24 protein-coding genes are annotated in these 21,138 nt (G+C 59.7%); 5 read left to right on the top strand and 19 right to left on the bottom strand.

The window, feature by feature from the left end; translation table 11 throughout:
- Positions 1–81 precede the first annotated feature (81 nt).
- The gene (lpxC, locus tag BS626_RS09830; protein ID WP_075182222.1) at positions 82–999 is read left to right on the top strand and encodes a UDP-3-O-acyl-N-acetylglucosamine deacetylase; all 918 of its coding nucleotides are present in this window, start codon (positions 82–84) and stop codon (positions 997–999) included.
- 25 nt (positions 1,000–1,024) lie between these two features.
- On the opposite strand, the gene BS626_RS09825 is transcribed toward lpxC, so the two are convergent.
- Positions 1,025–1,516, bottom strand: coding sequence for a DUF721 domain-containing protein (locus BS626_RS09825; RefSeq protein WP_075182221.1), 492 nt, complete (start codon positions 1,514–1,516; stop codon positions 1,025–1,027).
- 21 nt (positions 1,517–1,537) lie between these two features.
- Here BS626_RS09825 and secM point away from each other — a divergent pair, with 21 nt between their 5' ends.
- Together secM and secA are read left to right on the top strand one after the other, a co-directional pair.
- Positions 1,538–2,056, top strand: coding sequence for a secA translation cis-regulator SecM (secM, locus tag BS626_RS09820; RefSeq protein ID WP_075182220.1), 519 nt, complete (start codon positions 1,538–1,540; stop codon positions 2,054–2,056).
- 51 nt (positions 2,057–2,107) lie between these two features.
- On the top strand, positions 2,108–4,813 hold the full coding sequence (gene secA, locus BS626_RS09815; protein ID WP_075182219.1) for a preprotein translocase subunit SecA: 2,706 nt from the start codon (positions 2,108–2,110) through the stop codon (positions 4,811–4,813).
- A 122-nt stretch (positions 4,814–4,935) separates the two neighbouring features.
- On the opposite strand, the gene gbpA is transcribed toward secA, so the two are convergent.
- Positions 4,936–6,381: an N-acetylglucosamine-binding protein GbpA gene (gene gbpA / locus BS626_RS09810; protein WP_083615933.1), complete on the bottom strand. Its 1,446-nt coding sequence runs from the start codon at positions 6,379–6,381 to the stop codon at positions 4,936–4,938.
- Between the two features lie 292 nt (positions 6,382–6,673).
- On the opposite strand from gbpA, the gene gspS reads away from it, so the two are divergent.
- Positions 6,674–7,051: a type II secretion system pilot lipoprotein GspS gene (gene gspS, locus BS626_RS09805; protein WP_075182217.1), complete on the top strand. Its 378-nt coding sequence runs from the start codon at positions 6,674–6,676 to the stop codon at positions 7,049–7,051.
- Here gspS and BS626_RS09800 read toward each other — a convergent pair.
- From BS626_RS09800 to BS626_RS09740, 14 genes are all read right to left on the bottom strand, one after another.
- Positions 7,048–7,821 (bottom strand): A24 family peptidase, encoded by a 774-nt coding sequence (locus BS626_RS09800; protein WP_075182216.1) that lies wholly within the window; start codon positions 7,819–7,821, stop codon positions 7,048–7,050. The two genes, gspS and BS626_RS09800, sit on opposite strands and share 4 nt — an antisense overlap.
- Positions 7,811–8,281 carry a type II secretion system protein GspM gene (gspM, locus tag BS626_RS09795; RefSeq protein WP_075182215.1) on the bottom strand — a complete coding sequence of 157 codons (471 nt, stop codon included), beginning with the start codon at positions 8,279–8,281 and terminating at the stop codon, positions 7,811–7,813. The genes BS626_RS09800 and gspM overlap by 11 nt, the downstream gene beginning before the upstream one ends.
- Positions 8,278–9,345 carry a type II secretion system protein GspL gene (gene gspL, locus BS626_RS09790; protein WP_075182214.1) on the bottom strand — a complete coding sequence of 356 codons (1,068 nt, stop codon included), beginning with the start codon at positions 9,343–9,345 and terminating at the stop codon, positions 8,278–8,280. The genes gspM and gspL overlap by 4 nt, the downstream gene beginning before the upstream one ends.
- Positions 9,345–10,223 carry a type II secretion system protein GspK gene (locus tag BS626_RS09785; protein ID WP_139308809.1) on the bottom strand — a complete coding sequence of 293 codons (879 nt, stop codon included), beginning with the start codon at positions 10,221–10,223 and terminating at the stop codon, positions 9,345–9,347. The genes gspL and BS626_RS09785 overlap by 1 nt, the downstream gene beginning before the upstream one ends.
- Positions 10,220–10,783, bottom strand: coding sequence for a type II secretion system minor pseudopilin GspJ (gspJ, locus tag BS626_RS09780; RefSeq protein WP_075182212.1), 564 nt, complete (start codon positions 10,781–10,783; stop codon positions 10,220–10,222). Before gspJ ends, BS626_RS09785 begins: the two co-directional genes overlap by 4 nt.
- Positions 10,780–11,142, bottom strand: coding sequence for a type II secretion system minor pseudopilin GspI (gene gspI, locus BS626_RS09775; protein WP_075182211.1), 363 nt, complete (start codon positions 11,140–11,142; stop codon positions 10,780–10,782). The genes gspJ and gspI overlap by 4 nt, the downstream gene beginning before the upstream one ends.
- Positions 11,139–11,633 carry a prepilin-type N-terminal cleavage/methylation domain-containing protein gene (locus BS626_RS09770; protein WP_075182210.1) on the bottom strand — a complete coding sequence of 165 codons (495 nt, stop codon included), beginning with the start codon at positions 11,631–11,633 and terminating at the stop codon, positions 11,139–11,141. Before BS626_RS09770 ends, gspI begins: the two co-directional genes overlap by 4 nt.
- Positions 11,630–12,076 carry a type II secretion system major pseudopilin GspG gene (gene gspG / locus BS626_RS09765; RefSeq protein ID WP_075182209.1) on the bottom strand — a complete coding sequence of 149 codons (447 nt, stop codon included), beginning with the start codon at positions 12,074–12,076 and terminating at the stop codon, positions 11,630–11,632. Before gspG ends, BS626_RS09770 begins: the two co-directional genes overlap by 4 nt.
- Positions 12,077–12,087: 11 nt before the next feature.
- Positions 12,088–13,278 carry a type II secretion system inner membrane protein GspF gene (gene gspF, locus BS626_RS09760; RefSeq protein ID WP_170870457.1) on the bottom strand — a complete coding sequence of 397 codons (1,191 nt, stop codon included), beginning with the start codon at positions 13,276–13,278 and terminating at the stop codon, positions 12,088–12,090.
- On the bottom strand, positions 13,275–14,735 hold the full coding sequence (gene gspE, locus BS626_RS09755) for a type II secretion system ATPase GspE (protein ID WP_075182207.1): 1,461 nt from the start codon (positions 14,733–14,735) through the stop codon (positions 13,275–13,277). Before gspE ends, gspF begins: the two co-directional genes overlap by 4 nt.
- Positions 14,735–16,684 (bottom strand): type II secretion system secretin GspD, encoded by a 1,950-nt coding sequence (gspD, locus tag BS626_RS09750; protein WP_075182206.1) that lies wholly within the window; start codon positions 16,682–16,684, stop codon positions 14,735–14,737. Before gspD ends, gspE begins: the two co-directional genes overlap by 1 nt.
- Positions 16,685–16,699: 15 nt before the next feature.
- Entirely contained in the window at positions 16,700–17,149 is a 450-nt protein-coding gene (locus BS626_RS09745; RefSeq protein ID WP_075182205.1) for a type II secretion system protein N, read from the bottom strand.
- A 58-nt stretch (positions 17,150–17,207) separates the two neighbouring features.
- Positions 17,208–17,747, bottom strand: a complete 540-nt coding sequence (locus BS626_RS18120) for a helix-turn-helix domain-containing protein (protein WP_139308808.1) — start codon at positions 17,745–17,747, stop codon at positions 17,208–17,210.
- 305 nt (positions 17,748–18,052) lie between these two features.
- Positions 18,053–18,562, bottom strand: coding sequence for a cytochrome b/b6 domain-containing protein (locus BS626_RS09740; protein WP_075182204.1), 510 nt, complete (start codon positions 18,560–18,562; stop codon positions 18,053–18,055).
- A 269-nt stretch (positions 18,563–18,831) separates the two neighbouring features.
- On the opposite strand from BS626_RS09740, the gene mutT reads away from it, so the two are divergent.
- On the top strand, positions 18,832–19,230 hold the full coding sequence (mutT, locus tag BS626_RS09735) for an 8-oxo-dGTP diphosphatase MutT (RefSeq protein WP_075182203.1): 399 nt from the start codon (positions 18,832–18,834) through the stop codon (positions 19,228–19,230).
- A 27-nt stretch (positions 19,231–19,257) separates the two neighbouring features.
- Here the strand turns inward: mutT and yacG are convergent, their stop codons facing one another.
- The 3 genes from yacG to coaE are packed head-to-tail and all read right to left on the bottom strand — an operon-like array spanning position 19,258 to position 20,818.
- A complete protein-coding gene (yacG, locus tag BS626_RS09730) occupies positions 19,258–19,455 on the bottom strand; it encodes a DNA gyrase inhibitor YacG (protein ID WP_075182202.1) in 198 nt (65 codons plus the stop codon).
- 9 nt (positions 19,456–19,464) lie between these two features.
- Entirely contained in the window at positions 19,465–20,208 is a 744-nt protein-coding gene (zapD, locus tag BS626_RS09725) for a cell division protein ZapD (protein ID WP_075182201.1), read from the bottom strand.
- Positions 20,186–20,818 (bottom strand): dephospho-CoA kinase, encoded by a 633-nt coding sequence (coaE, locus tag BS626_RS09720; protein ID WP_075182384.1) that lies wholly within the window; start codon positions 20,816–20,818, stop codon positions 20,186–20,188. The genes zapD and coaE overlap by 23 nt, the downstream gene beginning before the upstream one ends.
- Positions 20,819–21,138 lie beyond the last annotated feature (320 nt).

The following is a 21,138-nucleotide window of genomic DNA, read 5'->3' as shown; positions in this document are numbered from 1 at the left end:
ATCTCCGCTTTTTGTGCTAAACTGTCCCGCCGTTAGTCGAGTAAACTGGCGGTAGGATCAGTAATTTTGCGAGATAATGCGATGATCAAACAACGGACACTAAAACGTATTGTTCAGGCGACTGGCGTCGGTTTGCATACCGGCAAAAAAGTCACCCTGACGCTGCGCCCTGCACCGGCGAATACGGGGGTCATCTATCGTCGCACTGACTTGAATCCACCGGTTGATTTCCCGGCTGATGCCAAATCCGTGCGTGATACCATGCTCTGTACTTGCCTGGTCAATGAGCATGACGTGCGTATTTCCACGGTCGAGCACCTGAACGCTGCGCTGGCAGGCCTCGGTATCGATAATATTGTGGTGGAAGTGAACGCGCCTGAAATTCCAATTATGGATGGCAGCGCCGCCCCCTTTATCTATCTGCTGATGGATGCCGGCATCGAAGAGCTGAACTGTGCCAAGAAGTTTGTCCGTCTGAAACAGCCTGTCCGGGTGGAAGACGGCGACAAATGGGCTGAACTGGCGCCGTTTAACGGGTTTTCTCTCGATTTCACCATCGACTTTAATCACCCGGCGATCGATGCCAGTTCGCAGCGCTACCGCATGAACTTCTCTGCGGAGGCCTTTACGCGTCAAATCAGTCGCGCCCGTACCTTCGGCTTTATGCGCGATATTGAAGCGCTGCAGTCGCGTGGCCTGTGCCTCGGCGGCAGCTTCGACTGCGCGATCGTGGTCGATGACTACCGCGTACTGAATGAAGACGGCCTGCGTTTTGAAGACGAGTTTGTGCGTCACAAGATGCTTGATGCGATCGGTGACTTGTTTATGTGCGGGCACAACATCATTGGTGCCTTCACCGCCTACAAATCTGGCCACGCGCTGAACAATAAGCTGCTGCAGGCCGTACTGGCGAAGCAGGAAGCCTGGGAATGGGCGACCTTCGAAGACGAAGCCGAGCTGCCGCTGGCATTCAAAGCACCTAATCTGGTTCTGGCGTAAGCCAGGCCTGTCAGTAACGACTGGTTTAGCGGGTACCCTCTCCGGCCCGTGAAGCCAGTCGTTCTATTATCCTGCGTAATTTTTCCGGACTGCGCTCTGCCACATCCCGCAGGGATTGGGCACTGGCTGCGCTGAGCTGTCGCTTTGCCACTTTCTTCTCCGCCTGACTGCTGCTTTCCTGCGCAGTCGGTTCCCCTTTTGCCGCCAGCGCGGGATTAATCCTGATGTCGATCGCCGCCAATGATGGTAGAATTTCCGCTCGCAATGCAGAGAGCAGGGCGGATTGTTCGTAGCGTAAACGCATCATCCAGCTGGCGTTTGCGACTTCCAGCACCAGAATGCCCTGACGATAATTTGCCACGCGAACCCATGGATGCAGCGTGGCTGGCAGCAGCCCCTGTACGGCACGGTTTAACCGCACCAGTACACCGGCGCGCTGTTGCACCTGGCGCAGAATACTTTTGTCCTGCGTCTCATCGAACAAATGCTCTAAGGAATGTGGTCTGCTGCTACGCATGGCGGACTCCGGTGAAGAAACGTGATCGCTATTCTAAATCGTTGGCGACAATTTGGCAGACGTTATTTTTGGCCTCATCTCCTGCTGGGGATGGTTGCGGCCGGCTTTGGTCTGCCCGTTGCACAGGCGAATGAGGCCAGCGCGCATCCGGAGACCCTGAGCCGCAGCCACACCATTACCCGGATCACCCCGCTCAACAACCTTGCCCTGCTGCAAGGCAGCCTGCGCCGCCCCGGCAGTCAGGTGGATTTCTGGCAGCAGCACGCCATCCGCACCGTCATTCGTCACCTGTCATTTACCACGCTGACCCCGCTGCACGAGGACAGACTGATCAGTGCGCTGCCGGCCGAAGCCCACGCGCTGGTGCTGCTGGATACCCTAAGCGTGCTGCTAACGCACGAATCGCGTTCGCGGGTCAGCGCGCCGATCCTTCCCGCCAGCGTGACCCATCCGCCGGCGGCATGGCAGGCCGGGATCTGGCTATCGCAGGTGCAGGGCACCCGCGCCGGCCCCGCCGCTCTCAGCGCCATCCCTCTGTAACAGCACACTATCTTTTGAATACACACAGCGCGAGCTGAGAGAAAGCGAATTATGTTAGGTAAAATTTTAACCAAAGTATTTGGTAGCAGTAACGATCGTACCCTGCGTCGCATGCGTAAGGTGGTGGACGTCATCAATAAAATGGAGCCGGATTTTGAGAAGCTCTCCGATGACGAACTGAAAGCGAAAACCGTTGAATTCCGCACCCGCCTGGAAAAAGGCGAGACGCTGGAGAGCCTGATCCCGGAGGCCTTTGCTACCGCGCGTGAGGCCAGCAAGCGCGTCTTCGGCATGCGCCACTTTGACGTGCAGCTGATGGGCGGCATGATCCTCAACAACCGCTGCATCGCCGAGATGCGTACCGGTGAGGGTAAAACCCTGACCGCCACGCTGCCGGCCTACCTCAATGCCCTGACTGGCAAAGGGGTTCATGTGGTGACCGTCAACGACTACCTTGCTCAGCGCGATGCGGAAAACAACCGCCCGCTGTTTGAGTTTCTCGGTCTGAGCGTCGGGATTAACCTGCCGGGCATGCCGGCACCGGCGAAGCGCGAAGCCTACGCTGCCGATATCACCTACGGCACTAACAACGAATATGGTTTTGATTACCTGCGCGACAACATGGCGTTCAGCCCGGAAGATCGCGTGCAGCGCAAACTGCACTATGCGCTGGTGGATGAAGTCGACTCCATTCTGATCGATGAAGCGCGTACGCCGCTGATCATTTCCGGTCCGGCCGAAGACAGCTCTGAGCTGTACATCAAAGTGAACAAAATCATTCCGCGCCTGATTCGTCAGGAAAAGGAAGACTCCGACTCCTTCACCGGCGAAGGGCACTTCTCGGTAGATGAGAAGGCGCGTCAGGTGCATCTGACCGAGCGTGGTCTGGTCTCCGTGGAAGAGCTGCTGGTCAGCGAAGGCATCATGGAGGAGGGCGAATCGCTTTACTCACCGACCAATATCATGCTGATGCACCACGTTACCGCGGCGCTGCGAGCCCACGCGCTGTTTACCCGCGACGTGGACTACATCGTCAAAGAGGGCGAAGTGATCATCGTCGATGAGCACACCGGCCGAACCATGCAGGGGCGCCGCTGGTCGGACGGTTTGCATCAGGCCGTCGAAGCGAAAGAGGGTGTGGAAATCCAGAATGAGAACCAAACCCTGGCCTCCATCACCTTCCAGAACTACTTCCGCCTGTACGAGAAACTGGCCGGGATGACCGGGACGGCTGATACCGAAGCCTTTGAATTCAGCTCGATCTACAAGTTGGATACCATTGTGGTGCCGACCAACCGTCCGATGGTGCGTAAAGATCTGCCGGATCTGGTTTATATGACCGAAATGGATAAGATCCAGGCGATCATTGAGGACATTCGTGAGCGCACCGCCAACGGCCAGCCGGTGCTGGTGGGAACTATCTCGATCGAGAAATCGGAAGTGATTTCCCACGAACTGACCCGTGCGGGCGTTAAACATAACGTACTTAACGCCAAATTCCACGCCCGCGAAGCGGACATTGTGGCTCAGGCCGGTCAGCCGGGCGCGGTCACCATTGCGACCAACATGGCCGGCCGCGGTACCGATATCGTACTGGGCGGCAGCTGGCAGACAGAAGTGGCGGCGCTGGATGCACCTGACGATGAGCAAATTGCGCAGATTAAAGCCGACTGGCAAACGCGTCACGATGCGGTACTGGCCTCCGGTGGTTTACACATTATTGGTACCGAGCGCCACGAATCCCGCCGTATCGACAACCAGCTGCGCGGGCGCTCAGGACGTCAGGGCGACAAAGGATCCTCCCGCTTCTATCTGTCGATGGAAGATGCGCTGATGCGTATTTTTGCCTCCGATCGCGTCTCCGGCATGATGCGTAAGCTCGGTATGAAGCCGGGTGAAGCGATTGAGCACCCGTGGGTCACCAAAGCGATTGCCAACGCGCAGCGTAAAGTGGAAAGCCGCAACTTTGATATCCGTAAGCAGCTGCTGGAATACGACGATGTGGCCAACGACCAGCGTCGTGCGATTTACACCCAGCGTAACGAACTGCTGGACGTATCCGATGTGTCAGAAACCATTGCCAGTATTCGCGAAGACGTGTTCAAGACCACCATTGATACTTACATTCCGCCGCAGTCGCTGGAGGAGATGTGGGACGTTGCCGGGCTGGAAGAGCGTCTGAAAAACGACTTTGACCTCGCGCTGCCGATTGCCGAATGGCTGGATAAAGAGCCGGATCTGCACGAAGAGACCCTGCGTGAGCGGATCCTGGAACAGGCCGGCGTGCAGTCTCAGCAGAAAGAGGAAGTGGTGGGTGCCGAAATGATGCGCCACTTTGAAAAAGGCGTCATGCTGCAAACCCTCGACTCACTGTGGAAAGAGCACCTGGCGGCGATGGACTATCTGCGACAGGGGATCCACCTGCGCGGATACGCGCAGAAAGATCCGAAGCAGGAGTATAAGCGCGAGTCGTTCGCCATGTTTGGCGCGATGCTGGAGTCGCTGAAGTATGAAGTGGTCAGCACCCTGAGCAAGGTGCAGGTACGGATGCCGGAAGAAGTCGAAGAGATGGAAACGCAGCGTCGGGAAGAGGCCGAGCGGCTGGCCGCCCAGCAGCATTTTAACCACGTTGATGACGAGACCGAAGCCGCTGAGGCGCTGGCCGCGCAGGGTGGCGATCGCAAAGTGGGGCGTAACGATCCCTGCCCGTGCGGTTCCGGCAAAAAATACAAGCAGTGCCACGGTCGCCTGGCGTGACGCTCTGACGCACAGCCCGTTTGGTGACGGGCCGTGCTTGTCGGGCGCACGGACGCTGAGGTCCAAAAAAAGCGGCAGCCCACCGGGCTGCCGCTTGTTTATTCAGTGTGACCGTTCAGCAATCAGTGAGCGTGTTTTTTTGTCGCGCCGCTCAGGGACCAGGCGTCCTGCCAGTTTGAACCGACTCCCGGTTCATACGGATGTGCGTTTTGTTTACACCAGCCGGAATAGGGGAACGGTTTACATTCATACACCTGCTGCGTTTTCGGCTGCAGTACTTTGGTCCCGTCTGTGTAGTTTGCCATTCCGTCCGGGAACACGAAGTCATAATCCCCTGCGGTATTGTTGATCAGCGCCAAATCAAAACTCTGCTGGAAATGCTGACCATCCGGCGTATTGCCGTCAACCACGACGGTATGCGGGCCGGCTTCAGCCTGCCACAGCTTCAGGGTCACAGTGTCGGTGCTGTTTTCCAGCTTCGCCGAACCAAAGCCCACATTTTCCTGCTTCGCGTTATACACCTTAGCGTTCAGCGCCATCTCACCGGTCACTTTGGCTGAGAAATCAATGTGGTTTTCCCCTTCGGTGATCACGTGCCTGGTGGGCGGCGTCACCAGCGTCAGGCTCGGGCGGCTGTCTGCCTGCGCGTTGACCTGGATCTCCACGCGCACGATCTCGCTCCCGGCTTTGCTGTAAATCGTGTTCGTGCCCGCGGTCGGCACGACTTCACCCTCTTTATTCATCACGCCGGCGCGGATAGTGTCGTGCGCGGCATTGATTTTTTTCGCCAGCGCCAGCGCCCAGCTGTTCGGTTCGCCCGCCTCCGCAGAATCAATATTCAGCGTTACGCTCAGCGGTTCGCGTTCACCGTGCGCATCAAACAGTCGGGCCTTCACGCTGTCGCCGGCCTCCAGTGCTCGGGAAGGCTGGATCGAGCCAATACTGTTTTTCCACTCAGAAGCTACGTCATCGTAAATGACATCAATAACTTTGTAGAACGTATTGGTCGTGTCCGAGACATCCCAGGCGGCATAAATCACGTGGTAGCCCCCGCTGCGTTCGGGCAGGGTACAGCTGTGGGTGGTGCTGCCGGGAATGGCGGGTCCACCCGGAATAGTACAAAACGGTTCCGGCCCGTCCTGGTTATCCGCGGTGAAGGCCGCCCGTGACAGCGGCTTATTAGGGTCCCAGCCCTCTTTGGTCATAAAATAACGAAAATCCCGAATAGGGTGTGAGGCGGTAAAGGTCCAGGTAAAGTCTCTCTTACCGGCGGAAACCCGATGTTTAACCCAGCGGTCACTGGTCTGCGCATTCAGGTTGGCTCCAATCCACTCGCTGGCGCCGTCGCCGCTCACCAGATGGCCATCGCGCGGACCCGTCTCCGGAAAGCGGTCCGGTCCTTCGCCTGCGCTCTGCGGCTCGTACAGCGCCTGCCCGCACTGCGTGTTGCCGTCTTTCATGCGGCACATTTGATCGCGCGAGGCAGGTTCACTGATATAGCCGTGCGCCAGTACGCCGCCGCTGAAGGCCAGCGCGGAAATGGCCAGGGCGAGTTTACTCAATTTCATAGCGTTTCCTTTTCTATTTTTCTCGACGCCGGTCGGCGTCATTATTTTCCTGGTGCGTAGCTATCATCCCAGGCAGGGATACGCTAATAGAAGAAATTGAAAAACCGCAATTAATTGCCGTTAGAGTTATTAATGGCGTGGATATATCTTGTCTGGGAAAAAGATCTGTTCGGCTTAATATGCTTCAACAGGTGGAGAAATCACCTTATTCCCCTTAGTGTCCTTAGCCTCCCGCCGGGTGACGCGGCGCCTGCGGTATACTGCCGGCTGTTACAGCATGAGGCACAGAACGATGAACGTGAAACCGGGCCGCCTGGCCTGCGGCATTCTCGCCGCGTGGATACTGACGGGGTGCCAGCATCCCTCCCGCTCACTGCCGCCGCCATCACAGCAGGCAGCGCAGCTGTCAGCTCTGGTTGCGGCAGCTAACTGGCTGCGGGATCGCTGTCAGCGTCAGGACATTGCCGCAGAAGAGCCGCTGATTGAACACGCGCTGCAGCAGGCGCGCCAACGCGACTGGACAATCACGCCGTTGCTGGAGCAGCAGGTGAGAGAGCAAAGCCAGCGCCGCTATCAGGCGCTGAGCGCTGAGCGCGGCACCACGGCAGAAAAATGCGCGGCGCTGAATCCGGCGGCGGCGCCTTTCCTGCGCACGCTCAGCGCGGGCTAACGCAGCGGCCAGAGAAACAGTATCTCTGTGGCGATAGCCAGCCATGGACCAAAAGGCACGGCCCGATGCAGCGGCCGTCGCCAGAACAGCCTCGCGGCGAAGGCCGCCAGTAATCCCCCACAGGACGCCAGCAGCAGCAGCTGAGGAAGCGGTTGCCAGCCCAGCCACGCCCCGGCGGCCGCCAGCAGTTTGGCATCACCGCCCCCCAGTGCGTCCACGCCCCGAAGGCGGCGATACCCCTCGGCCAGCAGCCTGAACAGAACGTAGCCGCTGGCCGCGCCGATGATGGCGTCGCCTGCCGTAACCGGAGAGAGGGAGAAGCCGGCGCTGAATAATAAACCCAGCCACAGCAAAGGCAGCGTCAGTGCATCGGGAAGCAGCTGATGTCTGGCATCAATCAGCGACAGGGCCAGCAAAAAGAAGGTCAATATCAGCGCGGGTAGCAGCATCCCTTCGGCCGGCAGCCAGGCCGCCAGCAGCAGGGCAATCAGCAGACTGGCCAGCTCAACCGCCGGATAGCGCCACGAAACCCGCTGCCGGCAGTGGCGGCAGCGGCCGCGAAGCCTCAGCCAGCTGAGTAAGGGAATGTTATCCACCGGCCGGATAGGCGTGCGGCACTGCGGGCAGTGGGATGCCGGCAGGCTGAGATGATACCCCGGCTGAGGCGAGAGGATCATCTGCGGCAGACGGCAGATAACCACGTTCAGGAAGCTGCCCACGCTCAGGGCAGCCAGGGCATAAAGCAGCCACAGCAGCCATTCAGGATCCATACTGTAACTCCAGTTGAAGCAGCTGAAGCCGCTGTTGCTGCCGCTGCAGCTGCAGCCGGCTGGCGCGGACGTCCCAGCGGGTCTCCAGCGCCTCCAGCCACCGTATCAGGGTGGGAAACGCAACGTCGATCGGGGCGTGAAGCCGGTAGCGTGAGCCTTCATGACGCAGCCTCAGCGCCAGGCCCATTTCACCGGCCAGCCGGTGCAGGTCGTCCAGCGCGGGCGGCGAGACCGCCGGCGGCGTGGAGTGGCGCTGTGCCAGCTTCTGCTCCAGCGCGGGAAGGTTGCGCAGCGCGCGTTGTTCATCGGCCAGCGCCTGCCGGGCGGCGTCGCGAAACCCGACGCTCCACTGCCAGCCGCCATGCAGCAGCAGGATCCCCAGCGCCGCGGCGGCGCAGAGTAGCAGGCGCTGCTCGCGCGGCTGACGCGCAGGCCAGGGGGTTATCCGGTATTTTTTCATGGTGCGCTCCCGATAATCACTTCCGTTTGATGATGGATAGTCAGCGTCAGGCCTTCCGGCGCGGGAAGCGACCTGAGGTTGGCTACGGGCTGACTGAAGTCTAACGATAAGCGCTGCTGCTCCGCCGCCCAATCCAGTCTTTTAAGCGGATTATTGTTCAGCGTTGCGAGCAGGCTCGCGCTTTGTCGCAGGTAATCCAGCACTCCCGCCTGTGCGGTCGGCGCCGCGGTCTGAAGCGCCTGGCGTCTCATCTGCGCCAGCGGATCCGACGGCCGCGCGTGCGGAAAAAAGTGCTGATAGCGGGTTAGCACCTGAGCCTCCAGCCGCCCGTGCTGATAGTGGGCGTATGCTCCCTGCAGCAGTGGTTCCAGCAGCAGGCTCAGCAGGAGGCCGATGCCGGCGAGGGCGGCGATACGCGCCGCCGGTCCGCGGCGGGTGCGCGGAGCAAAGTCCTGCTGCAGCAGGTTACCGGGGGCGTCAAGGGCGCCCCGCGCCAGCGGCGTCAGATCGTCACTGGCCAGCCGGGTAACGGCAGCGAGTTCGGGATACACCGGGATCAGCAGGGAGTGCGCCTCCGTCGGAAAGGCGAAGCCTGCTGAGCCGGTTGGGCGGGTCAGCCACCGATCGTCCAGCTGAATCGCCTGTCCGTCAGGCAGTGTCCAAACATCGGGCAGCGCCCGCTGCGGCTCAATACCCCACGCCCGCGCCGTATCGATATGGTGCTGGAGCCGCTGTTTATCGATGGCGGCCAGCAGATAATCATCGCCTTTCTGGTTCAGCACGGCGCAGTGCAGCGTATCGACATCCGACAGTATGCGCGGCTCCAGCTGCCACTTCAGAGCATCGGTATTTCCCCCCGGCAGCGTCACCCATTGCAGGATGAGATCGTCGGCGGGGAGCAGCAGGATGCCCTCCGCCCCTGCCGCCACCCCGCCTTTTTCCCGGCTCTCACCCTGCAGGATGACGCGCCGGTTCTCCAGGTAGACCCAGCGGTACTGCGCAGAGGCTGTTGGGGCCAGGTGCAACACCAGATGGCTGGTTGTCGCGGTTCTGTTAGTCTTCATCACTCTTCACTCACGCCGTATTCTCGGTGGATAAGCATTAGCGCGCCCGCTGTCCATTGCCAGAGGCTGCGCTGCACAGCCTGATATGGGGCCTCGTCAAGCCACAGCGTCAATTGCCAGTACTCGCTGGTAAACCTGGCCAGGCTCACAAAGGTCTCGTTTTCCTGCGCCGCTTTGCCCGTCTGGTCAGCAAACAGATCAGCCAGATGTTGCCAACCCGACGCGGGTCGTGCGGCAATGTGTTGCCGGGCCTGCTCCTCGCTGAATCGGTTGTCCAGCAGGGCAACCAGCAGCGGTGCCTGGTGCGGCTGCAGCCCATTGACGCTGATGCTGAGTTGCGGCGTGGGCAGCAGACACAGCGACGGGGCCAGATGCCGCCGCTGGTCCGGTGGCAGCCGCGACATCAGCCGGCGTTGTTCATCCATCATCGCCGGGGGGCGAGGGGTTTCATCAGGATTCAGCATCCGGTGCAGCTGCTGGGTGATTGCTGCCGCCTGCGCCGGCGGCTGGCCGGCGTTTTCCAGCAGGCGCTGAAACAGCTGCTGCGCCAGCGTGGGCTGAAGCTGCCCCTCGTCATCGCGTCGTCCCGGTCGCGCAAGCGCGTTAAGGTTGAAGCAGGCCTGCGCGTCGCGCCAGCGCAGGTTTACTCGCTGCGTGTCCAGCTGCAGGCTATCGAATCCGGCGTTGGGCGGCGCCGGCGCAGCGCGCAGCCACTGCTCGGCCCCGTACAGCGTCCAGCCGGCCTGCAGAGAAAACTGCTGTGCGGAAGTACGCTGCAGGGCGCTTTGCCACGTGCGCTGACTGGCGACCACCAGGGCGGTCATCATGGCGACCATCAGCAGCACCGTCAGCAGCGCCATCCCCTGTTGGCGATTCACGGCGTTGCCCCCGACAGCAGAAGGGTACGCTGCACCGCACCCCAGCGTGCGGTGTGCAGCGTGATCTCTACTGCGGCGGGCAGCAATATCGGCGATTCCCAGCGGGTTAGCCACTGGCCGGCGTGATAAAAACGCAGATCTATCCGGACAATCTGATCGAAACGCGCCGTTTCACGCTGGTCGATCGCGTCGAACCGCTGCAGGCGGTGCTGCTGATACCGCCACTCCACCTGCTGCCAGGATGCGCGCGCCAGCGCCTGCGGATCGGGCCGGTTGCGGCGCGTCAGCCCCAGAATAACGGGCCCGGTGGCGTACAGCGTCGCCCGCGTCGCGTCTGACGCCAGCGGCGTACTGGGAACGACAGCGTGTTGCAAGTCGCGCTCCAGCAGGCTAAACAGGCGAACCAGATCGGCGAACGTTTCGCTGTGCGCCTGCGTTTGCTGCTGAGCGCGAAGCACGCTCTGCAAAATCTGAAATCCCGCCAGGCTTATCAGCGCAAAGATAGCCAGCGCCAGCAGCATCTCTATCAGTGTAAAACCGCGCTGTTTTATGCTGCTCATGGCATCCGCCACCAGCTGTAGAGGGTGATCAGCGGGCGGGCGGGAGAATCGGCGCGGCTCACGGTAACCTGCAGCGCCATCAGGCGCGCATCGCTGGTCGCCATCCGGACTATTTGCCAGCGCCAGCGCCGCTCGCCCTGGGTGACCTCGCCGCGCAGGGGAAACATCTGCGGATGCACGCCGCGCAGACGCCGTTCCGCCAGCTGATTATCGGCCACCCAGCCGGCCAGCTGCTGCTCTTCCAGGCTGTCCAGGTGACGTACCTGCTCCATGCTGGTCTTCATCACCGCCAGTCCGGCAATGGCCAGGATTGCCAGCGCAATCATCACTTCAATCAGCGTCATGCCCTGCTGCTTCATTCGGGGCTCCCGCGGCTGGCGAGCACCGTCCCCAGCCGGAGCTGCTGCCGGGGGCCGCGCGTGGGATGGTATTCCAGGGTGGCCGGACTGACTTCACCTTCTGGCATAAACCACAGCCAGGCCGGCAGCGGCTGCCCAAGGCGATCGCCAGCCAGTCGCAGCTCGCCGGTCATCTCTGGTAACTGAACGGGCAGGCGGACGGGCCGCCAGTCAATCGCGTCGGCAAGCGGATCCTCTTTGGGGGCGCTCATCGAGAGCACCGCCAGCTGCCAGCCAGTTTTGGTGATACGCAAACGATAGATCCGGCCTTCCCGCTGCGCCTGATCTGAAGCCCAGCGCGCGGTGGCAAGCAGGGTGGCCAGCGGTGACCCTGCGGCAGCGGGCGCAGGCAGCGTCATTATCACGCTGCTGGCAATGACGCCTGTCAGCAGGATGACCATCATCATTTCCAGCAGGGTGAAGCCCCGACAGTGCGCAGACCGGCGACTCACGGCGCCTCCAGCTGCCAGTTGTTAATGTCATCCTCCGTCTCCGGAAGCGCGTCGGGACCGTTGGAGGAGAGATCATAAGCGCCATGCTTGCCGGGGCTCACCAGGCGATACGGATTACCCCAGGGATCCCGCGGCAGGCGACGGATGTAACCATCGTGCCGGTATTGCCGCGGCACCGGTGCCAGCACCGGCGCACTGACCAGCGCCTGCAATCCCTGCTCCGTCGTCGGATAGCGGCCATTGTCCAGTTTGTACATATCCAGCGCGTTCTCGAGGGTGACAATATCGCTGACCGCTTTTTGCCGATCGGCACGGTCCTTATTGCCCATCAGGCTGGGAATCACCAGGCTTGCCAGTACGCCGAGAATGACAATTACCACCATGATTTCCAGCAGGGTAAAACCGCGCTGGCGGGGAGAAAGCGGGGGGGAAACACAGGTCATTACGATGGTTCCTATATCAGACTGTTAAGTTGAAGAATGGGTTGCAGAATGGCAAGAATGATGAACAGCACTACGCCGGCCATCACCACGATTAGCAGGGGTTCAAACAGGCCGACCGCGAGCGTCATCTGACCGACAAACGCGCGGTCCTGAACGTCAGCGGCGCGGGTAAGCATGCTGTCCAGTTCGCCACTCCGCTCTCCGCTGGCGATCATGTGTTGCATCATCGGGGAGAGCAGACGCGTCTCGCCGAGGGCCTGGCTGAGGGTCGCACCTTCGCGGACCCGCTCGCGGGCCTGCTGCAGACGCTGGCGCACATAGTCGTTGCTGAGCACGGCGGCGCTGATGTGCATCCCTTCCAGCAGCGGCACGGCACTGCGGGTCAGTATGCTCAATGTTCTCGCGTAGCGAGCGAGGTGGAGATCCCGCGCGACGCGGCCTATCACCGGCAGACGAAGCTGACGCTGATGCCAGCGAAAGCGCGACGCCGGCTGGCGCAGGCGCAGCCGGCTAACCAGTACGGCCACGGTCGCTGACGCCAGTAGCGCCGGTCCCCAGCGCTGGGCACCGGCGCTGAGGGCCATCAGCACGCGAGTGGTCGTCGGTAGCGTCTGCTGCAGATGGGTAAACTGCGCAATCACGTTCGGTACTACGGCGGTCAGCAAAATCATCACGACGCAGAGGGCAACGCTGGTCAGCAGCAGCGGATAGATCATGGACTGGGTCAGCTTGCTTTTGAGCTGCTGACTGTTTTCACTGTAGTCAGCCAGCTGCTCCAGCACCTGGGCCAGCTGTCCGGAGGCTTCGCCGGCGGCAATCATCGCGTGGTAGAGCGGAGGAAAGGTTTTTGGGTAGTGCTTTACCGCTTCGCTTAATGCACTGCCCTCCAACACTTTTTGTCGCAGCCCCTGCAATAGCCGCCGCTGCGGCAGCCGTTCGCTCTGCTGCTCCAGCGCGTACAGCGTCTGTTCCAGCGGCAGGCTGGCCCCCGCCAGCGTGGCCAGCTGGCGGATCAGCAACACGGCATCGCGGCCTTTAATGACCGGCTGGACAGGACGCCCGGTACGTCGGGGCTGCAGGGTCAGCGGTTGGAGTGCGCGGTCGCGTAGCAGCTGGCGAGCCTGGCGTGGGGAGTCGGCGTCGATGATACCTTTCTCCCGCTGGCCCGCCGCATTCAGCGCCTGATAGCGAAACTGCATTATGGCACCTCCCGGGATACGCGCAGCACTTCATCGCCGGTGGTGATGCCCGCCAGTACCTTATCGATGCCGTCCTGAAGCAGGGTGCGCCGCTGCCCGCTCAGCCGCTGCTGCAGCGCCTGTTCGCTCTCTCCGCGGCTGATGGCAGCGCGCAGTGATGCGTCCATCACGACCAGTTCGTGAATAGCCGTACGGCCGCGATACCCGGTATGACGGCAGCTGTCGCAGCCAACGGCGCGGTAAAGCTGTGCCGATTCCGGAGGCTCTGCGACAGCGGCCAGCGCCGCCGGCAGCGTCTGTTCACTGGCCAGCTGGCGGCACTCAGCGCACAGTTTTCTCACTAATCTCTGCGCCAGTACGGCACTCAGCGCATTAGCCAGCAAAAAAGGCTCCACCCCCATATCCCGCAGGCGCTCAATCGCCCCGAGCGCGGTATTGGTGTGCAGCGTCGACAGCACGAGATGGCCGGTCAGTGAGGCCTGCACGGCAATCTGCGCCGTTTCACCGTCGCGGATTTCACCGATCATCACGATATCCGGATCCTGGCGCAAAATGGCGCGCAGTCCGCGGGCAAAGGTCATCTCAACCCGGGCATTCACCTGGGTTTGCCCTACGCCTTCCAGCTCGTACTCCACCGGATCTTCAATGGTTAAAATATTTTTTTCCGGCGACCAGAGCTGCCGGAGCGCGGCATACAGCGAGGTACTTTTTCCAGAGCCGGTTGGGCCGGTTACCAGAATGATACCGTGCGGCAGCGCCAGCTGGTGGCACAGCGTATCGCGCAGCGTCGCGTGCATCCCGATGTGCGCCAGCGACAGCTGCTGAGCGTTTTTATCCAGCACGCGCAGCACCACCCGCTCACCGAAGCGCGAGGGCAGGGTGGAGACCCTGACGTCGATATGGCGGCCACCGAGCCGCAGGGAAATACGCCCGTCCTGCGGCAGGCGCTTTTCAGCAATATCCAGCCTGGCCATCACTTTGATCCGCGAGATCAGGTAGCGCGCCAGCTGAACGGGCGGGGCCAGTATTGGGCGCAGGATGCCATCGATGCGAAAACGCACGCTGAGCTGCTTTTCGAACGGTTCCAGATGGATATCAGAGGCCCCTTCACGCACCGCCTGCAGCAGAATGGCGTTAATCAGGCGGATCACCGGGGCGCCATCCTCGCTGTCCAGCAGGTCATTATCTTCCGGAAGCGCCTCTACCAGTTCACGCAGATCCAGCGCTTGCCCCAGGATTGGATTGGCCGGTAAAGCTGGCTGATAGTGCGCCGCTGCCCGGGGCATAAACTCCGCGGTATCGATCAGGGTCAGAGAGGCGTCGGGCTCGACCCGGAGCGCTTCAGCCAGCGCGGTCAGCGCGGTGCCCGGATGCAGCACTAAGCGCACCGAGTCTGGCGCGCTTTCCAGCAGCACCCCATGCTGCTCCACCCAGCTCCAGGGAAATCGCGTCAGGCTCATCAGGGCGTCACCCGATAAAAATCGGCAATTAAACGCTGGGTATCCCGGACAGCATGGTTGCTTTGTCCGGGCTGGCGGGGAGGATCCAGCCGTTGGCGCAGCGCTTCCGCTGTGTGATCGTCAGCCAGTGACGCCGTAAATTTGTCCCGCTGCGTTGCGCTGGTACCGGCATAATCCGGCTGTGTTCGCATGATCGTTGGGCGAATAAACAGCATTAAGTTGCGTTTAGCACGCTTATCGGACTGATAGCGAAACAGCGGGCCTATCAGCGGCAGCCGGCCCAGCAGGGGGACGCGGTGCTGGGTTTGGCTGCTGCTGTTATCCAACAGGCCGCCGACCACGACCGTACTCCCGTTACTCACCAGCACCGCGTTTCGCACCGAACGGGTGTTGAAGGTGGGGCCAAGGTTGTCTTTCGACGCCTCTTCAGCCACGCTGGAGACCTCCTGCTCAATCTCCAGCATTACCGAATTACCCTGATTAATTTGCGGCTTCACCTTCAGCTTGATCCCCACGCTGCGCCGCGACACCGTCTGATACAGATTATCGCCGCTGGTGGTCTGCGATCCGGTCAGTACCGGCACATCCTGACCAACGGTAAATTCGGCCTCCATATTGTCCAGGGTGACAATGCTCGGCGTGGCCAGAATATTATTCTGACTGTTGGTTTGCAGCGCCGTAAACAGACCCGCCCAGTTGCCGCGGTAAAATCCGGCAGCCAGGCCGTTAAACTTTCCGAGCGACGCGGCCATTCCCCTTGGGGAGAGGTCGCTGACCGGGGTTCCCGCGCCGGGAAACTGCGTACCGCCGCCATACTTGTTAAACCATTGCACGCCCAGTCCCAGGCCATCAGCGTCCTGCACTTCCACAATGATGCCCTCCACTAACACCTGGGCGCGATCGATGTCCAACTGGTGGATAATGGATTCAAGGTTGTTCATTTCAGTGGGGGATGCCTGGATAATCAGGGAATTTGTGTGCTCATCCGCTTTAACAACCCGGTCTTTCAGTAGCGAAATAGTACGCGCGGCCGATCCCTGCCCGGCGTGGTTGTCAACCTCTCCGGAGATGCCCGTCAATACCTCCAGCAGATTCCTGGCTTTGGCATGCTTCAGGTAAATCACTTTGGCATGGCTGCGCGTCTCGCTCTTGCCGTCCAGCGCCAGCACGGTGTCTATCATGTGCTGGCGCGCCACCGCCTCACCCGTTATCAGCAGCGTGTTGGTGCGCTGATCGGCAACGGCCCTGGCGGGAGCGCGTTTTCCGCTTTTTTGCTGGTCGGCGTGCAGGCTGTTCACTATCTCCGCTACCTCTGGCGCCGAGGCATTTTCCAGCGTGAGCGTCTCCACATCACTGTCTTCCGGCACATCGACGCTCTCCACGATCGCCGTAAGCTGTTCGATCGCCGCGGCCCGTCCGGTCATTAAGATTACGTTGCCGGGATCGTAATGCACCACGCTTCCCGTCGCGGCATCATTGAGTTCGCGCAGCAGCGGGGCCAGTTCTCGGGCGGTGATATAGCGCAGAGGAATAACCCGGCTAACCAGTGCATCTCCGGGGTGTGAGCCCGCCTCTTGCATCAGCGGGCGCACGCCATTTTTCGCTTTTTTACCCGGTATCACTTTCAATACCTCATCAGGCATTTCAATGACCGCAAAGCCATAAACCTCCAGAACGCTGAGGAAAAATTGATAATATTGCGCATCGCTCAGGGTTTCTTCACTGCGCACGCTAATGCTGCCTTTCACCTCAGGGTCAATAATGATGGTTTTTTTCAGGTTTTTACTGACGGTACTGATGAACTCACTGATATCGGTTTTGTTAAAGCTGGCGCGATACGCCTCGGCGCACAGCGGCGTAGTGATGAACATCAACAGCAGCAGCAGCAGTCCGCAGATGCGGCGTTTGAGCAGCCTGACGCGAAAGAGTAATAATGTTAGAAAAGTCATCGGGACGTTGACGGCTTAGCCGGGCTCCATGATTAAGGATTCATATCTTCCCTGATGGGCAATGATGACCCGATCAGCAAAGATGCGTACTACCGTTGCTCCGCCGGAGGGGAGGGCATCCTGTTCCTGTAGGGAGAACTGCTGTGCTCCCTGCGCGACAATCGCCAGGGATCGTCGCGGATGCGAGCTGAGCACGATGCCGGTCAGGGTGAGGGGTAAACGGCTGCGCGGTGCATCTACGATTCGCCGGTCGTCCGGCGCCAGCCATTCGGTGTCGTACAGCCAGTCGCGACCAGTGACGTCAAACAGCGTCAGCGGAAGCGGGGCGACGGGCGACGGGGTACCGGTTGCCGCTGGCCGTGCCGTCAGCAGCGCAGGCCTTTCGCCGATCGCGGCAACGCAAGCCAGCGCGACGCGCGCCATCAGCAGCGCCGTCAGCATGATAGCGGCCAGGCGGTACAGCAATGACTGATGCGGTGTCACTATCCGGTGTAAAACAGACGTTAATACTGAGCGGCGCATATCAGATAATGACAACCAGTGAAATACAAATAAATGGATGAGCGATATGATAAAGACGCGAGAGCAGGCGTTTATTACCGTGGTTGCCTGTGTGTATTTTACGTGGATAACTACGGGATAATGCCGAAAAGGCGCTGGTACAGGCAGACGCGTCCTTTTGAGGTGGATTACGTTCCTGTTTAAGTAACGATCGTATCAGCGGGATGTTCAGCTTCAGTCCGTGATACGGGATAGTTAGAATAAGATTTCGCGGCAGTCCGTGTTTGTTCAGTAACGCACGCAGTTGAAAGACGAGTTGGTGATAATTATTGTCGCTGATTCTTTGATGATTCTCTCTCCAGACAATGCGAATAATTTCTCTTTTACATGTGATATTACTGAACAGGCAGCATAGCAGGCGTTTCTGCGCCTCGTTTATCGATAGCGTGAGCGTTATGGCTGGGATGGTCAGCGTATTAAGGCAGCAGTCGACGTAAAGGGTTTCCTCGAAGTGAGCCCGCTCAATCTCAAGAAGTTCTCTTGATTGCTCATCACTAAGCATGGTACACGTTCCTTTTATATGGTTTATCATGCAGGGATTGTCTTAATCTGGCGAGCACTATAGGCAACCCTGTTTGACGATGCAATTTACTTATTTTGTTAATCGAAAAATGTTAAGTTTTTTCGTTTTATCTATATGATTTTATTAATTATTTTTTTATCTTAAGTTTGTTAGTGTGCAGATATTAATATGGGATTATATTTTTTATAACGCATTAAAGGGGGGCTCAGTGCGCCTTGATTTGCGCAGGAGGAGCACAGTTTTCTCCCCAGGGTATCCCCGCTGCTGCCCTGCCGGTGACGCCTTCATGGGAGCATCTTTTTGATGATGTCTTTCCCCGCCAGGTGATGTTTTATCACGGCAAGAAGGTGTGCAACGATCAGCATACTTAATGAAATGCAAAAAACTTTGTGTGCCACATTAAATCCGCCAATCAGATAGGCGGCCGTTATTGGTTGGGGCAGGGTGATTACGTGAAAGACATTGATGGGGCGGTCCATCATTAACACGCCGGTGATCAGCACGGCAGATATATTGATATAGAGCAACGCGTGGGCCACACGGGCAATCTTTTTTTCATGCGCGCTTAATAATGAGCAGTCGGGCTTGCCGTGAAGCCATAAACAGGCGATGCGCAGAAGAAAAAAAGGAATGAAAAGCGTGGTCAGCGATACGTTGAACCAGGCAATCCAGGTTTTTATGTGCGGTGTTGGAGTAAAAAAAGCATTATAAAATCCACTGGCCGTTGCCCAGAGGATAACCAGTGCAGACATCCAGTGAAGAAAAATTTGCGGTCGTGAATAGGTTGTTTTCATGTGCAGTAGTTAACGGATGGAACAGGCCATCACTATAAAATCTGGTCGCCAGCCGGGTACAGATTTTACATCTTACACACCTTAATTTAAGGCAGTACCGGGGTGAGGGCGGCCGGCGGAGCGTAATCGACCGCCGCGACGGGGCGGCCCGCCCGGATAGCAGGAGAAGAGCGGGCCGGCGAATGCGCTGTCCGTTGTGGGCAATGCCATCAATGCGGTTTTGGGTATACACTAAGCGGGTTTACATGACGACAGAGTGAGCCAGCTTAATGACACATCTCAATATCGCGGTCGGCATCATCCGCGACGGCCAACAGCGCATTTTCCTTACCCAGCGCGCTGCGCAGAGCCATATGGCCGGCAAATGGGAGTTTGCCGGTGGCAAATTTGAATCCGGCGAAACCGCCGACATGGCGCTGGCGCGCGAACTCAATGAAGAGGTGGGTATCGACGTTGAGCGTGCCTCCCCCTATGAAATTGTTGAGCACGCGTTTGACGAGCGGCGGGTGACGCTGCACTTTTATCTGGTAGAGGCCTGGCGCGGTGAGCCGTGGGGGCGCGAAGGGCAACCGGGACGCTGGGTGGCGCAGGGTGAACTCGACGCCGATGAGTTTCCACCCGCTAACGCCGGAATTATCGAACGGCTAAAGCGTGAAGCCACCGAATAGCGCCATCGGGTGAGGCTCCTGGCCGGATCACTCCGGTTGGGACTCGCTCCAGTTCTCCGTTTCGTTCAGCTCACCCTGGCTGGCAATGCGCTTTTCCTCTGCCGCCCACTCGCCTAAATCAATCAGCTGGCAGCGCTTGCTGCAAAAGGGGCGGTTAGGGCTGATTTCGCCCCAGACGACCGCTTTACTGCAGGTGGGGCAGTTAACAATCATGACGTCGCTCATGGCGGCTCCTTAGCAACAGGCCAGCTGGAAATCGAGGCGCGGCGGGACGTCGCCGCGTTCGCTATCCAGCGGCAAAAAACGAATGGCATACCGGCTTTTATGGCCGGAAACCTGGGGATAGAGGGCATCTTCTAACGTGAGCTGCAGCCGCAGCAACTCCCCGTCCTCAGCATTATCCTGAAAGAAGCCGTTCAGGCTGGTTTGCTGGCGAAAGGTGCCAGACTGGCGAATCAGCTCCAGCACTACATCCAGCGCTTCGGCCAGCGGCAGCAGCGTTGCGAGCCACCCGGCGACCTGTGCATCCCGCACGGCCTGCGGCATATGCAGCCAGATGTGCAGGGTGGGCAAATCAAAAGAGCAGCAGCCGCCTGGAATACTCATGCGCTGGCGAACCAGGCCAATCAGCCGGTCCTCCCGCAACGGCTGGCCCATGCGCGGGGCCGCCATCAGCTGCGCCGACCGATGTTTAAGCTTCTCACTCAGGCTGTTCACCACGTCCGGATCGACACCGGGTACATCCCGCCAGGCCAGCAGCTTTTGCTGCTGTTTATCCAGCTCTTTCACTATCTCTGTGCGCAGCTCGCCACGCTCAAACACGTCAAGCAGTTCGGTAAGATTACGGAAAAAACTGAGCGCGCTGAGGGAGTCGCTCAGCGGCGGGCATGCCCGCAGCTGTCCTATCAGAAATTCTATCCGCAGCCAGGTACGGATCTTCTCATTCAGAGGGTGTTCAAACAGAACGGTGGTTGTCATGCTGGTTTTCCTGTTCAGCCGCCAGGCGCGCATAGCACTGCGCCAGTTCGGCAACGCGCGGTGCTATCGCTTCAGCACTGCCGCTGTTATCAATGACATCATCCGCGACGGCCAGGCGCGCGGCGCGCGAGGCCTGGGCCTGGATAATCTGTTCAGCCTGTTCGCGGCTGACGCCATCCCTGCGCTGCGTGCGGATCCGCTGGGTGTCGATATCCACATCCACCACCAGCACGCGATCGGCTCGCGACTGCAGCTGATTTTCTACCAGCAGTGGTACGACCCACAGGCACCAGGGGGCGCGGCAGGCGGCGATTTGTCGCCGGGTTTCGGCCTGAATCCGTGGATGCAGTAGCGCATTCAGCCAGCGTTTCTCTTCGCGATCGGCGAAAATACGCTGGCGCAGTCGCGCCCTGTCGAGGTGGCCGTCGGCCCGCAGTATCTCACCGCCAAAATGGTCGACGATAGCGTCCAGCGCCGGCTGGCCCGGTGCAACCACCTGGCGGGCAATCACGTCGGCGTCTATGATCGGTACGCCCAGTGCGGCAAACGCCTCGGCGACTTTACTTTTGCCACTGCCGATGCCGCCGGTCAGGGCCACTGTATAAACCATAAGCTGCCAGTCTCTGTTGCGGTGCGCGTAGCCGGCGATGGTCCCGACGCGTCCGCGTGGTAGCGTATTATCACGCACGGTATGCAGGCGATTGTAGCCTAAAAGCGCCGGTATTCGCACGCCCGGCGCCGGGTTTTTCCGCCTGTGGGATGACGCGGATGACTGCCCGCGCAGGGGAAAGCGGGTGCCGGTGCCGGCGGTTATCCGCCCGCCGCAGAACGCGCGTCATCAGGCCAACCTGCGGCCGAGACACCCCGATAACCCGCGCCCCGACCCGCCCGCCAGCGAGCAGCGGCACTGGCACCCGCGCCGCCGCCGGG

The sequence above is a fragment of the Pantoea sp. 1.19 genome (genome assembly GCF_001922585.1).
Classification (GTDB): Bacteria; Pseudomonadota; Gammaproteobacteria; order Enterobacterales; family Enterobacteriaceae; genus 1-19.
The sequence above is the reverse complement of the archived record's forward strand: the minus strand, read 5'-3'. Positions and strand labels throughout refer to the sequence as shown.

Coding starts and splice junctions, on each gene's coding strand:
- mutT (WP_075182203.1), top strand. CDS start 18,832: ATGACACATCTCAATATCGCGGTCGGCATCATCCGCGACGGCCAACAG.
- BS626_RS09825 (WP_075182221.1), bottom strand. CDS start 1,516: ATGCGTAGCAGCAGACCACATTCCTTAGAGCATTTGTTCGATGAGACG.
- BS626_RS18120 (WP_139308808.1), bottom strand. CDS start 17,747: ATGCTTAGTGATGAGCAATCAAGAGAACTTCTTGAGATTGAGCGGGCT.
- BS626_RS09800 (WP_075182216.1), bottom strand. CDS start 7,821: ATGGATCCTGAATGGCTGCTGTGGCTGCTTTATGCCCTGGCTGCCCTG.
- gspS (WP_075182217.1), top strand. CDS start 6,674: ATGAACGTGAAACCGGGCCGCCTGGCCTGCGGCATTCTCGCCGCGTGG.
- gspE (WP_075182207.1), bottom strand. CDS start 14,735: ATGAGCCTGACGCGATTTCCCTGGAGCTGGGTGGAGCAGCATGGGGTG.
- secA (WP_075182219.1), top strand. CDS start 2,108: ATGTTAGGTAAAATTTTAACCAAAGTATTTGGTAGCAGTAACGATCGT.
- gspJ (WP_075182212.1), bottom strand. CDS start 10,783: ATGAGCAGCATAAAACAGCGCGGTTTTACACTGATAGAGATGCTGCTG.
- coaE (WP_075182384.1), bottom strand. CDS start 20,818: ATGGTTTATACAGTGGCCCTGACCGGCGGCATCGGCAGTGGCAAAAGT.
- gspG (WP_075182209.1), bottom strand. CDS start 12,076: ATGACCTGTGTTTCCCCCCCGCTTTCTCCCCGCCAGCGCGGTTTTACC.
- gspM (WP_075182215.1), bottom strand. CDS start 8,281: ATGAAAAAATACCGGATAACCCCCTGGCCTGCGCGTCAGCCGCGCGAG.
- gspD (WP_075182206.1), bottom strand. CDS start 16,684: ATGACTTTTCTAACATTATTACTCTTTCGCGTCAGGCTGCTCAAACGC.
- lpxC (WP_075182222.1), top strand. CDS start 82: ATGATCAAACAACGGACACTAAAACGTATTGTTCAGGCGACTGGCGTC.
- gbpA (WP_083615933.1), bottom strand. CDS start 6,381: ATGAAATTGAGTAAACTCGCCCTGGCCATTTCCGCGCTGGCCTTCAGC.
- gspI (WP_075182211.1), bottom strand. CDS start 11,142: ATGAAGCAGCAGGGCATGACGCTGATTGAAGTGATGATTGCGCTGGCA.
- BS626_RS09740 (WP_075182204.1), bottom strand. CDS start 18,562: ATGAAAACAACCTATTCACGACCGCAAATTTTTCTTCACTGGATGTCT.
- yacG (WP_075182202.1), bottom strand. CDS start 19,455: ATGAGCGACGTCATGATTGTTAACTGCCCCACCTGCAGTAAAGCGGTC.
- zapD (WP_075182201.1), bottom strand. CDS start 20,208: ATGACAACCACCGTTCTGTTTGAACACCCTCTGAATGAGAAGATCCGT.
- gspL (WP_075182214.1), bottom strand. CDS start 9,345: ATGAAGACTAACAGAACCGCGACAACCAGCCATCTGGTGTTGCACCTG.